This is a genomic window from Paenibacillus sp. ISL-20, assembly GCF_018613005.1.
In the GTDB taxonomy this organism is placed as follows: Bacteria; Bacillota; Bacilli; order Paenibacillales; family Paenibacillaceae; genus Paenibacillus_AQ.
The window spans coordinates 44576-59236 of the sequence record NZ_JAGGRD010000053.1; the positions used below are offsets into that span (position 1 = coordinate 44576).

The window sequence follows — 14661 nt, forward strand, 5'->3', positions numbered from 1 at the left end:
CTTAACCTGTTGGATCGAGGCGCTTAACCATCTAAGAGTTAAGCGCTTTACAGAAAGTGTATGCCTTACTGGCCGCCCAGCATGCCTTTTAATTTTATGATACGCCCGCCAGCATCATGATGCCGGTCCCGTGATTGTCATTCGCCACCATGAGCAGATCCTGCTTGTAATAATCCCCGGTAAAGGAATAACGGGACCCGCTGCATACCCCGTGCACGCTCCCGCGGCGATCGTTGGCTTTTCCGGTCAGCCCCTGCCATGCCCGAATGGCGATATCGGCGAACGATGGAATCCAGAATTTTCAAAAAGGAAACGCTGTCATTTATTATCAGATTAATCATCTGCTCCAACCGATACAATCTGACGTTTATCACCAGCAGACCCTGGCTTCCAAAGGGGAGCGGCAAATTTTTGTACATGGAGACGACCTGCTTCGGTTCGTTCTCCCCCAGACCCGTCATGGAGCGTACGGCCGACGAACCCCGATAATCGTGCTCCTTCGCGGCGTGCTCGATATAAGAACGGTCCGGAAACGATGAGAGGGAACTCTGTCCGCTGGTGGTCAGCACTGATTGATCCGAATGACAGTACAAATAGACTGATCAATCAAGTCGCTGTCCGTTTGCAGCACGCGAAGTCGTTTCACCAGCGAGTACATCAGATTCTGGTCGGATGACGGGGTCCTGAACAGATAGCTTGAGTATAGGGAACTTGCCTCCACTTCGTTCAGCACATTCATCTCAATCGCATGGATGGAGCGGTCAAGGTCTTCCATAATAAATCTGGTGGATATACCGTTCGCCTTGGCCGCCTCTTCGCGTGAGGCCTTGTTAAACATAATAAAAGAAAGAAACACGATAAGCGTAATGGTGATAAGGAAAATGGGGAAATAGGAAAGAAGCAGCTTGCGATACCAGTTTTGCTGCAAAGAGGTCATTACTTTCTCTTCCAGGTTAAGCGTTTTACTTATGCTTGTGCTATATTGTAGCACGGCTTTGTCCCTCAATGGAAGAGCAGTGACTCCAAAGGAAGGACTCCTGAAAGGCATCTTTTACCTTACACCATGGTCATTCTGATTCGAGAAACCAACTCAGACGATGTTATTAGTGCAAGATTTTACGAATACTGTCCTCTCCATCTCTAACACTTGAATGCAATCGGTTTCTTCCTGCTTCATGCATCATTCGCACCGAAAAAGCAGGTACAGTCAATCATCTTCTCAACACGGTACTTAAAACAAAAAAGCCGCGAATCCGCGGCTTCATTTACCCTATATGTTTTCGTCACCAACAACACCTGCATGAGCAGGCTACCGTCCAGCCAAGGCCAAAGTTGTATCAAAATGTCCTAAGGCTACTCTCTCGTTCCCTTCAACCCTTCATGAACTCCGAAATCATGACTTTTCGTCCCGTCTTGGTACTCTCCAATGCAGCCAGCACCATCGCCATGCTGTAGACGTTGTCGCTGCAATCCGTCTCCGGCTTGATGCCGGCTTCGAGAGCATGAAACATATTTTCCAGGCAGCCGTGATGTCCAGTCTTCTCCATTTCGGGCAGCGTACCTTCAATCCGTTCATACTTCCGGATAAAGTTTCCTGATTGATCCCCTTCCGCCACGATCTCCGCATAAATATCATCATGGCCGTCCCAGATCGCCGTTCCTTTCTCTCCCGTTACGCGCCATGCGGCTTCCCAGGAGGTTTGGGCTCCTTCGGCGCACCAGGAACCGCGGGAATTGAACACGGAGCCGTCCGACATTTCATAAATGCATATCGCCATCGCGTTTCCGGCATACCAGGAACCCGGCGGGTTAAACTCCTGACAGTACACGGATACCGGATCGGCACCGCTGATCATTCGGGCCTGATCGAAGGTGTGAATGGCCATGTCAAGCAGCAGGGGACTGTCCATCAGGTCCCGAAACCCGCCAAAATGGGCGCCAAGGAAAAAATCCGCCCCTATGAACCCGGGCTTTCCAATCACTCCACCTTCAATCAAATCCTTGTATGCCCGAATTCGCGGATCAAATCGGCGGTTTTGCATGACGGCATGAGTTCTGCCTGCCGACTCTGCGAGCCTCACAATATCCAGGCATTCCGTCATCGATTCCGCTAACGGTTTTTCGCTGAATACATGACACCCGTGCTTAAGCGCTGCCGTGCTAATCCCATAGTGGCTGGCGGGAATGGTCACATCAAATACGATATTCGCTTCGCTTGAAGTAAGGGCCTCCGTAATATTGGTATATAGGGGACAAGAAAGTTCATGCCGATCAGCAAATGCCTTTGCAAATTTCTCTTGGATATCCACGAGGCCCACGATTTCAACGTCCTCTCGCCCTTTCGCATATTCCGCCCATGTATTCGCCATACTGCCGCATCCTGCTATCACAACTTTAAATGTCGTGGTCATGCTAACTCCCTCTGAATACGTCATAATGTTGTAAACCGCTTACAATTTCACATCCTAACCCGTTGTCATCATTCCAATATTGGCTTAATGTAAATGAAGCAACTTCATTATAATGGCGAAACTCAACAATTTCTCTATACAACCTTGTGCATTACCACTCTTATCTTGCGGTCCGAGGTGAAATCACATGTCCAATCCAAAAGAGCTTCATGAAAATACGAGACTAGACTATAAAGCCTATCCTGTGCAGGTATTTAATAACTTCTGCTCCCATGCCAAAACGAAAGACTGTATCCTGTATCTCCACTGGCATGAACATTTTGAGATCATTAGCATGCGCCAAGGGCATGCGGTATTCCATATTGATACAACTCCGTATGACGTAAAGGCTGGAGAAATGATCATCATCCCCGGCGGCAGCCTGCACGTGGGATATGCCCTTGAAGATGGCGACGTGCGATTTGATTGTGTCGTGGTGAATGCATCCCTCTTTAACGATTTCCTCCATGATCCGATTCATGTGCGTTATGTCGCTCCCTATATGGAAGGCCAGCTCCGTTTCCCGGTCAAGCCTGCCGAGAACCACCCTGCTGGCGCAGACTGCTATCCGCTGCTGGATGAAGTGATTGAAGAGCTTGTTGCCCGCCGTCCGGCCTATGAGCTCATTGCCAAGTCCAAGCTGTACACGGTGTTCGTTCTGCTGGCACGTACACTTATGCCCACACAGTTCACGGAGAAGTCGGCCGAGCCGTATTTTGCGAATCGGGATCGTTATAAAAAACTCATTCAGCACATCGAGAGCAACATCGGTGAGAAATTGTCGGTAGAGACCGCTGCTGCAGAGGTCGGTTTGAATCCGTTTCATTTTTGCAAAATGTTCAAGCGTTTAACAGGGCGCACATTCGTCGATTACGTCAACCTGACCCGGATGAATGAAGCAGAGAAGCTGCTTCGTGAACGGACGTTAACCATCACGGAGATTGCCGGCATCGTCGGCTGCAGCAACCCGAATTATTTTACCAAGCTGTACAAACAGTACAAGAGCATGACGCCTTCTCAGGCTAGGCAGTTATAGATCCGGGTTCCAGAACACTCCTTAGCGAAGAATCTGCGGCCATAACCTGTACGAAACGCCAGTTGAATCATAAGCATGGTGACGAATATGCAAAAAAAAGACTCCACATGCAGCAGCTTTCGCTGAAGTAGAGTCTTTTTGTGAATTCTGGATCGAATCAGCGCCTCTAAGACCTAATATGCCTTAGGCACTTCCACCTTTCTGGTGTTCCCATCCTCATTCGTGAAATAGATATGAACCCCATGGTCCTGATCGTCCAGAAAATACGAGACGTATTTACTTTCATTCGCCCTCATAGGAACCAGGAGAGTCGCAATGCGATGGCTTGCGGCTGATTTGCTCTCAGCATGAAGATGCCACTGATTATCCAGCCCATCGATTTCTTTGGGGTCGACATCGGTGAACTGATTATGCTGATTCAGCGACAAGTCGCCGGATGAACTGTATACGAATCGCCCTTCCATTTCCGCTTTGCTGCCCATCACCCGAAACGTCTGCCCCGACAGCTTCATCCGGTTCAGGGTATGAAACAGCCACTCGATGCTGGCTGGCTTGGCAAGATCCACCGTATCCACGATGACAAAATAAGATTCGTCAAAAAAATAGATCTCGCGCACATACCGCTCCAGATAAGGGACATTCTCCCGATAGGCCTGCGTAGCGTTCATACGGGCGTACCCATAACCCGATGACGCAACTACTTGCTCGACCTTTCCACTGGCTTCGATGCAAAGCACCTTATCTTTTCCCGCATACTGACCATGGCCATCAATGAGAATATTGTTCGTGGAACGCGTCTGCCTGCGCCAATTCATATGCATCGTGCTTCCAAAAGCGATGTAATATCCACTTTCAATTGCGAGAGGTTCACCATACGCGTGCAGCAGGAATCCGTTCTGGTCACCGTGACTGTGGCTCATGGAACCGTAACGGCTGCTCTTTGCAAGCAGCATAATGTGCTCATCCGGATCATCCATGCGGTGATGCATCGCCACCCAGTCAATATCGCGGAACCATTTGACGGCTTGGATGGTTCCATCCTTCGCTTCCGAGACGTTATCTATAGAAAACGGAACGGTAACAGAAGGAGAAACAGCTTCCACCTGAGGGTAATCATGCCGATACAGCATATCGTCAAAGCGGAAATCCCACCAGCCGTAATTGTAAAACTTGGAGTCGGCGTCCGTATCCACCTTAGCTACTTGTTCATAATACCACTGATATAATCCATTCCCTGTAATGCCTGCAAACTGGCGAATATTGAAAGCCGTCTTCAGACTGACGGGTTCGCCGAGATAGGACTGGTCCCCGAAGCTGGCCCGGATCGTATCCGGACTGCTGCAGTAGAGTGGGAAATCGCCCGTGCGCCCAAAGAACGGCCGTTGATAGAAATCGATGGCTACGTAGTTGCGAATGAGATTGAGCGCATCGATCACAAATGCCATGCCCGTTGTCCAATAGAGCGGCCCTTCGGCCCAGCCTCCATCTTCTCCGCCCCAAGGCGAATAGAGGCAGGCGTAGTATTCCAGCGTGTAATCCAGCCATGTCTGTGCCTCAGCCTCTTCATGAAGCATGGCAATACAGGCCGGAACAAGCACGGAGGACAGCGAACGAACAGCATGGCTGTCATAAGGGACATGATGGATTTTCGAGCGCTCCATCACATGGAAGGCCACCTGCTCCGTACGTCGCAGAAGAGCTCCCCTGACGAGATTAATCTCCTCTGCGCTGAGGTAATCGTGGAGCCAGTCGTATCCCCATGCAAGTGCACCCACCATCCGAAACGCGGCTTCATCGTTATAATCTCTGGATGTTGTTCCCTCCGTATCCCACCGGGCCGCGTGGAGCAGCCAAGTCTTCGCTTTGGCTATTAAAACATCATCCTGCAAAATGACCCCTGCCACGCTTAAGTGCCGGATAACATACAGCGTTTCTTGGCAATCCATGTACATTTTTCTCCACAGCTTGGCGACACGCTTATTGCCGGGATAACGTTCCGGCTCCGGGATTAACGGCTTATCCAGCCACGGAAGGACCGATTTCTCGTGAAAAGCGCGCCAGCCGCAGTAATCATCATCCTTTCGGAGACCTTCCCGGAACGCCTCAATCCCCTTTTCGTCCAGCCATAACCGCGGATGACCGGTATGCGTGCGTTCGTACCGCTCCCCTCTGCCAGGCAGGGGAGTTTCTGGCAGCCCCTCCGGGACATGAAACATTCGGGATTGGCTCCAAGAAGAACGGTTATGGTCCAAATCTGCCGTATCCTCCACTTGCTCCCCGGTCAGCAAGGCATATCGCCAATAATAAGTACCCGGCTGCAGCGGTTGCTCCGGAGTGTATAAGTTATAGGGAATCCGCGATATCGTCGTTGTCGCTTCCGTTTCATACGAGGGCGAGGTCGAAATTTGCAGCATATAACGGTCGTTCTCCAGCTGTCCAGGCATCCAGGTGAAACGGGGAGGATTCTCAAGCAGCTTACTCTCTTCATCCGGTTGATATGGCACGGACAATAATCCGCTTTTCGGTTCAAACAAGGTTTTCATCGAGTACCCTCTCCTTCAACCCGTTGTTGGTCATCGTGAAGCTTCTCGCGATCCTTCCATCGGATAAGCTGAGACAGTCCCCATTCTCCGAACGGTTCCATTCCAATGTGAGCGGCTCGGTGCCGGTACGGTAAACGGCAATGAAGCGGGCTTTCGAATCTAATCGGTGAAGCCGGATTCCTTCCATGAGGCGGCTGGGATCGTCAGCAAGCCCAGGTGACTCCACCTGTGAGCATTCCATACCCTCGAAGGCGATAAATGAGATTACCGCGAGTGGCCCTGATGCATTGGCAATGTGGAGATTGAATTGCAAGCCATCCTGGGACAAGACGTGGGTGCACCTCTCTTTTACATATGCGTATCCATCTTCGTTTCCAAGATCCGTTTTAACGCGGCCCTGATCAGCATTTTGAAGTCCGCTCAGCTGTCCCATGCCAACGTAATGGAACCACCAATCCACGACTGCCGGTTCATCCAATTCCACTTCAAACCAATCCAGCAGCCACTCTTCCGTCAATATCAGGTGCCGGTCCAGAACGCCATGTTCATAAGCCTGATCAGACCGAACCCAGAGATAGGAAAAATTCGAACCGGATTCATACCGAATGCATTTACCCTCGGTTGGATTCTGGGAGCGACGTCCAACCGAGACGGTATTATGGCAGGCTGTATGGGGATACCAATCCTTCTTTAGAATCGAACCGTATGGTACGGTTCCACGGTCTGGCGAAAGCTGCTGGTTCCCGACATGAATCATCAAATTCAGTTTATCGAAGTGACCATGTGATCCACCATGAGGGCCAAAATCGACCAACGCCTGAAGCCCATTCGAAGGCTGCGACTTCAACAGGGCAAATCCACTGTGAGGAAGAAAGACGGAAGGAGTAAACACATCAGGGAAACCGTCCTCATTTCGGCCTTCGATGTCCCATGCTTCATTACCTTCAGGTTCATGACCTGCTTGGTCTGCATGTTCTGTATCGCCTGCCTCTTGGACTTCTCGTGTAACTCGTACTTCGATGATGTCCCCTACTTCCCATACTCCTCCCGCTATCTCCCTATGAGAACCCTTCGTCTCAGAAGAAGCCACTCCGGATCTTCCATCCCAATGGCCCGTTCCGTATAACAGAGCTTCCAGCATGCCAACCCGGCCGGCTTCTCCATTCAGTTCACGATACACATTGTCTAGCAGTCGTTGATAGCTCTTGTCTCCAAATACGGATAAACCGATTTCCGCAATCTCGGCAATTTCTCGCGCATAAGGAGCCCTGCAATAAGGACCGTCGTGAAGTGCTGGCAGGAAGCCGTTTGGGTCTGCCAATCGAACCAGTACCGTCAGCATGCCCTGCATGGATTGGCCTTGCTCTCCTCTCAGGGAAAACAGCTCTTCACCAGCCCGAGTCCCCATTTCCGCAGCAATCAGGTAAGCACGTAGTACGAATACGTGGTAATACATGCTGCCTTCAAATTCAAGCTGATCCGGCCTGATAGCAATGCTGAGATGATGCCGCAGGCCGCCTTCCTTCACGACCAGCTGCCGCAGCTTCTCCGTTTCGCCTTGTACCGCATAGATACTGAACAGCGCGGCAATCAGCCAGGCGGTATAGTTGTTCTCAGGATTTCCGCGCTCCCGGGTCAACATATCATGATATTCCGTCATGCTGCTCTCCAGCATATGTAGGAATTCATCAATCTTGTGTTGATCAGCTTCGTCGAACGACACTTGCGCATCCTTCAAAAGCAGATAGCCTCGAAGCAATGTCGTGGCCCAGATGGCCTCGGTCAAAGCCTGATGGAATGCCCGCCCTTTCAGCATCCAGGGCTGGGCATCGGGATGTACCGGGTATAGCGGAAATTGCTCCGCATAGCGGACAATCAACTTTTTTCCAAGATCGGCGTAGGCCTTCTCTTCGGTACCGGCATAGACGGCGGCAGATTGCAGGACATATCGGGCCATGGACTGATGCTTGAATACCAGCCATGCCCCCCTGTACGGTTCTCCTTCCACTTCGCAACCATACGGACAACGAAAGGTGCTGCAGTCCGCCTCCAGTGGATCAAACATCAGTTCCGTATGATGTTCGGGACACACGTATTGGTGCCACCAGCCGCCTGGATCAACGGGAACATCCAGCCTCCGATCGATGACTTGATCGAGCTCGGCCTTCAGGATATCGACTGTGCGTTCGCTCCACGGATAGAATTTCGACTTCGCGTTGACCTTCATCCAATCCCTCATCGCATGAACATGCCGCCGTTAATTTCGATTGTCTCCCCCGTCAGATAAGAAGACAGCTCCGAGACGAGGAACAGAACAGAGCCGGCGACATCGTCCGGGGTGCCCTCTCTGCCGAGCGGAATGCCCTTGATTGTTGCTTTTCGCGCGTCATCCGGGGTAAAGGTGGCATGAAATGCCGTTTGTCCGATAAAACCTGGCGATACGGCGTTTACGTTAATGCCGCTTGCAGCAAGCTCCTTTGCCAGCCCCTTGGTAAAGCTCAGGACAGCAGCTTTGCTGGCTGCATAAATGCTTGCGCCGGGCCCGCCGCCGTTATGTGCCGCAACGGAGGTCATATTGACAATGCGACCTTGACCTGCGGCTTTCATACCCGGAATGACGGCTTTGCTCACGAATACCGTGCTTTTCATATTTACATCCATGACCTTGCTGTAGAGCTCCTCGGTCATTTCGGCATTCGCCAGACGCTCAACCAAATGCCCTGCATTATTAACCAGAATCGTAACCGGGCCGCCGAATGCCTTCTCTACTTCAGCTACGAGCGCCTCTGCCTGCTCCACATGCGTAACATCTGCTTGAAATGCATGAGCCTCACCGCCAAAACCTCGAATCTCCGCTACGGCTTCTTCAGCGGCATCCTTGCTGCTCAGATAGTTCAGAGCTACCTTAGCCCCACTTCTTGCCAGCTTCAACGCAACTGCACGACCAATCCCTCCACTCGAACCTGTGACTAATGCGATGTTACCCGATAAGTTAATATGCATATTGATCCCTCCTGATTAGGTTTGCAGCTGTTTCAGTCTGTTTTTTTGTTCACGCACTCTTTCCATTCGCGGCATCGTCATGACAATGCTCGTGCCTTGATCCGGCGAACTATGCACCGTAATCCCGTATTCTTCGCCGTAAACCATCTGAATTCGCCGATGGACATTGACGATGCCGATTCCGCCCTTACGCCTAACATGTATTCCGTCATCATCATCGACCAGACGGTTTTCCTCGAGCCGCTTGCGCAGTTTATGAAGGTTACGGTCCGCTATACCTGCCCCGTTGTCCTCGACGATAACCAGCAAGTTGTCCTGTTCTATTCTCGTGTCGATCCGAATGTAGTGCCATGCTTCGATCCCTTCCGGAAAAGCATGCTGAAAAATATTCTCGACAATCGGCTGCAAGGAGAGCCTGACCATCTTCTCCAATAGAAGCTCGGGTGGCGTTGCCACCTCGATCTCGAAATCGCGCCCGATTCGATGCTTCAAGATCATCATGTAATGCCGTACATGATTGAGCTCGTTCGCGATCGTAATTTCCTCCAGATTCGTCTGAATGGAGTATCGAAGCATGAAAGCCATGGCCTCCACCATGTCCGAGATCTCGTCGGAATCCTGAACGATCGCATAACAATTGATGGTTTCCAGCGTGTTGTAGAGAAAATGCGGATTAATCTGTAATTGAAGCGCCTGGAACTCTGCCCGCTGGCGCTCCAGCTGGATGTCCTGCAGCTCCAGCTGCGTTTTCTGATTGTGGAGCTCCGTGTCGTATACCTGCTCGATCATATCGGACAAGCGGCTGACCATGAGATTGTAGCTATGGATCAATCCGCCGATCTCGTCCTCCCGCGGCTTCACATCGGTGATATGCGTCCAGTTCCCTTTCTCCGTCTGCCTCATTCCGTTCTTCAGATTGCGGATCGGGTTCACGATCGATTTGCCGAATCGATAGGCAAGAATGAGCGCAATGATCAGGGTAACGAAGCCTACGATAATGGTGGTGGAGCGAATGCCCGAAATCGGCGCCCGAAGCTCATCCAGCGGCATCATAATGACGAGGCTCCAGCCCGAATACTCGGACTGGCGCGAGATGATCATCGCTTTCTCGCCTAGCACCGGTTCAATGAAGCGATGATCACCCTTAGCGATAATGCGCTTCGGCAGGTCCGCGGTCGTAATTCCCTCCATATCCACGTGATCTGGGGCATAGACGACCTCGCCTTCGCGATCCAGGATGAAGAAGAAACCCTGTTCTCCGAGATCGACACCATTCCATAAACCCGACAACTGATCTTCATTGAACTCCACCGCGAGCACGCCTTTAACGTCGTAGGAATCCATTCCCCGGATTTTGCGGGCAACCGTAATGACGTTGTCGCGATCCTGTTCCAGCAGGCTGGTCTTCAAGATGACGATCTCCCCGTTCCCCGGCGTCTTCTCCGTCAATTCACGAAGTCGGTCCGACGGATCGATCGACATGGCGGAGAAATTCTGATTCTGATCGAAAATCGACCGGCCATGGAACCCCAGTATGTACATCATATGGGTCTGCGTGGGGTATTGAATGAAGATCTTCTGAAAGACATCCTTTCGAATGAGATGGGTGAACCGGTAATGCTCGTAGCTGTCGCTGGGGTCCATATCCAAAAATCGCTTCACCGAATCCTGCAGCAAAATCGTATCGCTGATCCGCTCAAACATCTTCAGCTGATTATCCGTTTGCCTTGCGGCGTTCGTGATGACGGTGGTCATATACTTCTCGACCTGCTCGTCAATCGCTTCGGATGATTTCATATAGAAGAAGACGCCGACCGTCGTAAGCGAGAACATCACGACGATGAAAAAGTACAGGAAGATTTGACGGGACAGGCTCCTCCGCATCATTGTATCCCCAGCATCTCCCGGTATTCGGAAGGGGTGTATCCGGTGACCTTCTTAAAGGTTTTCGTAAAATGGGGATGATCCGCATACCCCACTTCGAACGAAATGTCCGTAATTTTATAATGCGGAATGGCAAGGAGCTTCTTCGCCTTCTCCATTCGTTTCTTGATCCGGTAATGGACAAAGGTCTCGTCCGTCATCTGTTTGAACAGCTGGCTGAAATACGACGGATTGAGCCCGAGCATATCGGCAACCTCATCCAGCGAGAGATCGCGGGACAAATTGCGCTCAATGTAGGCTTTTGCTTCCTCGACAGGCTCCTTGGCATTTCCTTTTCTCTTGTCGCGTATGAGCTTTACCGTCTGATCCACGGCCTGACGAAATCTCTCGAAATAATGATGGTTCCCTCCGGGTTCAGCCCCCGAGATTCCCGTCATGCGTTCAAACGAATACACGTCCCTGCCGTTTAACTGCTTGATCAGTTTCGCGTACAGCTCATCCAGCAGCTCCTGAAGCTGAATCGATTCGAGCCGGCGCTCACTGCAATAATCCTCGATTTCCTGCAGCTTCGCCTGGATATCGTTCATTTGCAAATGCCATACGGCCAGCTCGAGCTGCTCCAGCCAATCCTCCAGCTTGGAGAGCGGAAAATAAAACCGCTGCTTCTCCTGCATGGACTTTCGATCCGCCATCAATTTATTCATGGTGTTATGTACCACCGATTTGGTCACGGGCTTGAGCAGATACTCCTTAACCCCATACGACATGCATTTCTGGGCATATTCGAAATCGCTGTAACCGGAGATGACAACTACCGTGATATCGCCGTATGTTTCATATAGCTGCTTGCTTAGCTCCAGGCCGTCCATCTTGGGCATTTTGATATCCGTAAAAATGAAGTCCGGTCGTGCCGTCTGGATCGCTTCCAATGCTTCCATGCCGTTGCCGGCCGTTGCCGCTTGAATCATGGCCGGATCCGTCTGCGTGATCAGTTTCGCCAAGCCCATTCTTATCATAGGTTCATCATCAACGACCAGAATGCGGTACATCACCCATTCCCCTTTCAAGACAGCGAGAGTAGTTTAGGTTTAGCAAGATACTCCTCTGCCAGACAAGCAGAGGAGTCATTCTTCAACACTATACTAAAACATGCTCCGCTTATTCGAAAGCGTTTTCTTTTTCGTTATATCGTTTCGTGGCTTCCTCAATAATCTCGTTGCCGCCTTTGGACAGATATTCCTCGAGCACCTTGCCGTAGTTATCGATAGGCTCCCTGCCGTATACCATGCGGAGCACATGCTCCAGAATCAGCTGCGGCATTTCATCCGACTTCGGATTCAGCTCCGGATATTTCACCATCGCCTCCAGTCGCGGATCGAATTCAATGCCCCGGCGGCCCTCATTCGAAAGCAAGTTATCAAAAGCCTCAATCAGCTCTTTGCCGGAATCGGACAACTCGGATACGCGTTTGTTGTAGGTTGTGTCCTGCACCAGCCACAGCCAGTAGTTCAAATAACGCATCTTATCCGCACCTGCGGTGTCCGTTGGAACCTCGAAGACCGGTTTGCCGTCGGTTACCTGATAATCCTCGCCCTCAATGCCGAAGCTGAAGAACAATTCCGCATCTTCACTGACCATCCAGTTGAAGAACTTCACGATATCCTCCGCTTTATCCTTCGCCTTCGCGTTGATGAAGAAGGAACGCGTTACCGGATTGTAATGGGCATATCCCCCTTTACCGTCAGGTCCTACAGGCGAAGGAATCAGCGCCACTTTCGCGTCCGGCACATTCTCCTTCAGCTGGGTGCCCCAGATCGGGAGCTCATTGGCATTCATGGACCACATGCCCGCTTTACCGCTCGTGACGATGGATTTGAAATCCGCGCTTTCAATGGTCGCGAACTCCTTGCTGATCAATCCTTCCTCGTGCATTGTCTTATAGATTTGGATCGCTTGCTTCATATTTTCTTCATCAAAAAAGGTTGGCTTTACTTTCCCGTCCGGGAACACCTTGAATTGGTTCAGGTAACCCAGCACGTCATAGGCGCCGAAAAAGGTATCCGCGTATTTGAAATTCTGTCGTCCAGCATAAGGCTGCTCCACTCCGGCTTCTTTGAGTGCGCGCAGCACATCCATCGTCTCTTCCACCGTTGTCGGGATCTCCTTGCCTACTTTCTCCAGCAGATCGGTCCGAATCCATGTGGCTCGTCTGGACGGATTGGACAAGATTTCGGGAATCCCGTAGATATTGCCCGTCTTGGAATCCGTCATCCGCTTCCAGGCTTCCTCCGGGATAAACTTGAGTAGGTCCTGCCCATGCTCCTGCAGGAGGTCGTTCAGCGGGAGAAAGACTCCGTTCTCTACGGCACCCGCCAGCTCGGGACCGCTGATTCCGCCAGTACCCTGCACCACATCCGGAATGTCGTTCGTTGCGAACATTTGCACCATTTTATCCTGATATTCGTTATGCGGAATCAGGCGGATATCCAAGTCCGTATTTGTCATTTTCTCTAGCTCCAGCACATACTTATCCTTGTTGATATCCGGATTCTTCTCAACATAGGATACGTTAAGCGTCCGCATCGAAATGGAAAATTTCGTGGCTCCCGCTTCATTCTCGCCTTGACCGTCGCCGTCGGCATTGGCTCCTCCGCCCCCGCCATTGTTGCCCGAACAGCCAACGAGCATGGCCAGTACGAGACCTGACGTAAGCGCACGTGTCCAGCTTTTTCTCATGAATACCCCTCTTTTCAAGCTAATATAGTCGCTTATAATAGCGCTTTCAAACTTAATATCAGTATAGTGAGCCGTCTGGGCGGGAACAAGGAATGTCTTTGGCTCGGTTTGTCGTTTTTTTAGGGTTATTCTTTGATCGACCCGATCATCATCCCATGAATGAAGAATCGCTGCAGAAACGGATACAAGAGAATGATAGGCAGCGTGGCTACCAGAATAACCGCCATCTGAATGCCTTGAACGGATTGGGAGCTTGCTTCAAATGCCATGTTGCCCGTATCGGTCAGGCCCTCGTTCACCAGAAGCTCCCTCAATTTTACCTGGAGCGGATACTTGGCCCGATCATTGATATAGTAAAGCGCGTCCATGTATTTATTCCAATTAGTTACAGAGTAGAATATGCCCACCGTCGCCAGCGCCGGTTTTGATAACGGAAGCACAATGCTCCACAACGTGCGGACCTCGCTGCATCCGTCGATTCGGGACGAATCGATCAGTTCGCTTGGAATTTGGGTGAAGAAGGTTCGAAGCACAAACAGATTGAATGCGCTGATCGCCGATGGCAGCATCAAGGACCACAGCGTGTTGACGAGATTCAGCTCGCGCATCAGAATGAATTGCGGAATCAGCGGTGCCGTGAATATCATGGTCATCAGGATGATAATCATGATTGTTTTTCTGCCGACGTATTCGGGCCTGGAGAGCGGGTACGCCAGCGAAGCGGTTGCTGCCAGATTGATGAAGGTTCCGAATAGCGTAATATAGACGCTGATCCCGAATGCCCTCCAGATGGAAATATCGTTGAATACATGCTTATAGTAGGCAAAGGTAAATTCCACCGGCCAGAACATCACTTCTCCGCGATCGATAGCGCCTGGGCTGCTGAACGACTGGGCAATGACGTTGAGAAAAGGGAGCAGCATGGTGAGTGCAAGAAAGGTAAGGATGATATAGTTCAATACAAGAAACAGTTTTCTGCCCGCACTGTCATATTTCACGTTGGTGGTCA

At 50.9% G+C, this 14661-nt stretch carries 11 protein-coding genes; 1 reads left to right on the forward strand and 10 read right to left on the reverse strand.

Going from position 1 to position 14661, the window contains the following annotated elements:
* Window positions 1–94: 94 nt before the first annotated feature.
* The 3 genes from J7E85_RS34680 to J7E85_RS26625 all read right to left on the reverse strand — a co-directional run bounded on the left by J7E85_RS34680 (window position 95) and on the right by J7E85_RS26625 (window position 2411).
* Complete coding sequence (locus tag J7E85_RS34680; RefSeq protein ID WP_353049562.1) at window positions 95–292, reverse strand: glycoside hydrolase family 88 protein; 198 nt, start codon at window positions 290–292, stop codon at window positions 95–97.
* Window positions 293–562: 270 nt separating this feature from the next.
* Complete coding sequence (locus J7E85_RS34325) at window positions 563–937, reverse strand: hypothetical protein (RefSeq protein WP_251036067.1); 375 nt, start codon at window positions 935–937, stop codon at window positions 563–565.
* A gap of 433 nt (window positions 938–1370) precedes the next feature.
* Window positions 1371–2411 (reverse strand): Gfo/Idh/MocA family protein, encoded by a 1041-nt coding sequence (locus J7E85_RS26625; protein ID WP_215162986.1) that lies wholly within the window; start codon window positions 2409–2411, stop codon window positions 1371–1373.
* 187 nt (window positions 2412–2598) lie between these two features.
* Between J7E85_RS26625 and J7E85_RS26630 the strand changes: the two genes are divergently transcribed.
* Complete coding sequence (locus tag J7E85_RS26630; protein WP_215162987.1) at window positions 2599–3486, forward strand: helix-turn-helix transcriptional regulator; 888 nt, start codon at window positions 2599–2601, stop codon at window positions 3484–3486.
* Between the two features lie 173 nt (window positions 3487–3659).
* Here J7E85_RS26630 and J7E85_RS26635 read toward each other — a convergent pair whose 3' ends face one another.
* The 7 genes from J7E85_RS26635 to J7E85_RS26665 form a co-directional block, all read right to left on the reverse strand.
* A complete protein-coding gene (locus tag J7E85_RS26635) occupies window positions 3660–6029 on the reverse strand; it encodes a DUF4962 domain-containing protein (RefSeq protein ID WP_215162988.1) in 2370 nt (789 codons plus the stop codon).
* Window positions 6013–8256 carry a heparinase II/III domain-containing protein gene (locus J7E85_RS26640; RefSeq protein WP_215162989.1) on the reverse strand — a complete coding sequence of 748 codons (2244 nt, stop codon included), beginning with the start codon at window positions 8254–8256 and terminating at the stop codon, window positions 6013–6015. The genes J7E85_RS26635 and J7E85_RS26640 overlap by 17 nt, the downstream gene beginning before the upstream one ends.
* An 8-nt stretch (window positions 8257–8264) precedes the next feature.
* Window positions 8265–9032, reverse strand: a complete 768-nt coding sequence (locus tag J7E85_RS26645; RefSeq protein WP_215162990.1) for an SDR family NAD(P)-dependent oxidoreductase — start codon at window positions 9030–9032, stop codon at window positions 8265–8267.
* Between the two features lie 15 nt (window positions 9033–9047).
* On the reverse strand, window positions 9048–10919 hold the full coding sequence (locus J7E85_RS26650; protein ID WP_215162991.1) for a cache domain-containing sensor histidine kinase: 1872 nt from the start codon (window positions 10917–10919) through the stop codon (window positions 9048–9050).
* Window positions 10916–11965, reverse strand: a complete 1050-nt coding sequence (locus J7E85_RS26655) for a response regulator transcription factor (RefSeq protein WP_215162992.1) — start codon at window positions 11963–11965, stop codon at window positions 10916–10918. Before J7E85_RS26655 ends, J7E85_RS26650 begins: the two co-directional genes overlap by 4 nt.
* Window positions 11966–12074: 109 nt before the next feature.
* A complete protein-coding gene (locus J7E85_RS26660) occupies window positions 12075–13652 on the reverse strand; it encodes an extracellular solute-binding protein (RefSeq protein ID WP_215162993.1) in 1578 nt (525 codons plus the stop codon).
* A gap of 125 nt (window positions 13653–13777) precedes the next feature.
* Complete coding sequence (locus J7E85_RS26665) at window positions 13778–14650, reverse strand: carbohydrate ABC transporter permease (RefSeq protein WP_215162994.1); 873 nt, start codon at window positions 14648–14650, stop codon at window positions 13778–13780.
* Window positions 14651–14661 lie beyond the last annotated feature (11 nt).

Bases quoted from the DNA above. Each gene is read 5' to 3' on its own strand.
- J7E85_RS26640 (WP_215162989.1), bottom strand. From the start codon at position 8,256: ATGAAGGTCAACGCGAAGTCGAAATTCTATCCGTGGAGCGAACGCACA.
- J7E85_RS26655 (WP_215162992.1), bottom strand. From the start codon at position 11,965: ATGTACCGCATTCTGGTCGTTGATGATGAACCTATGATAAGAATGGGC.
- J7E85_RS26625 (WP_215162986.1), bottom strand. From the start codon at position 2,411: ATGACCACGACATTTAAAGTTGTGATAGCAGGATGCGGCAGTATGGCG.
- J7E85_RS26645 (WP_215162990.1), bottom strand. From the start codon at position 9,032: ATGCATATTAACTTATCGGGTAACATCGCATTAGTCACAGGTTCGAGT.
- J7E85_RS26660 (WP_215162993.1), bottom strand. From the start codon at position 13,652: ATGAGAAAAAGCTGGACACGTGCGCTTACGTCAGGTCTCGTACTGGCC.
- J7E85_RS26650 (WP_215162991.1), bottom strand. From the start codon at position 10,919: ATGATGCGGAGGAGCCTGTCCCGTCAAATCTTCCTGTACTTTTTCATC.
- J7E85_RS26630 (WP_215162987.1), top strand. From the start codon at position 2,599: ATGTCCAATCCAAAAGAGCTTCATGAAAATACGAGACTAGACTATAAA.
- J7E85_RS34325 (WP_251036067.1), bottom strand. From the start codon at position 937: ATGACCTCTTTGCAGCAAAACTGGTATCGCAAGCTGCTTCTTTCCTAT.
- J7E85_RS26635 (WP_215162988.1), bottom strand. From the start codon at position 6,029: ATGAAAACCTTGTTTGAACCGAAAAGCGGATTATTGTCCGTGCCATAT.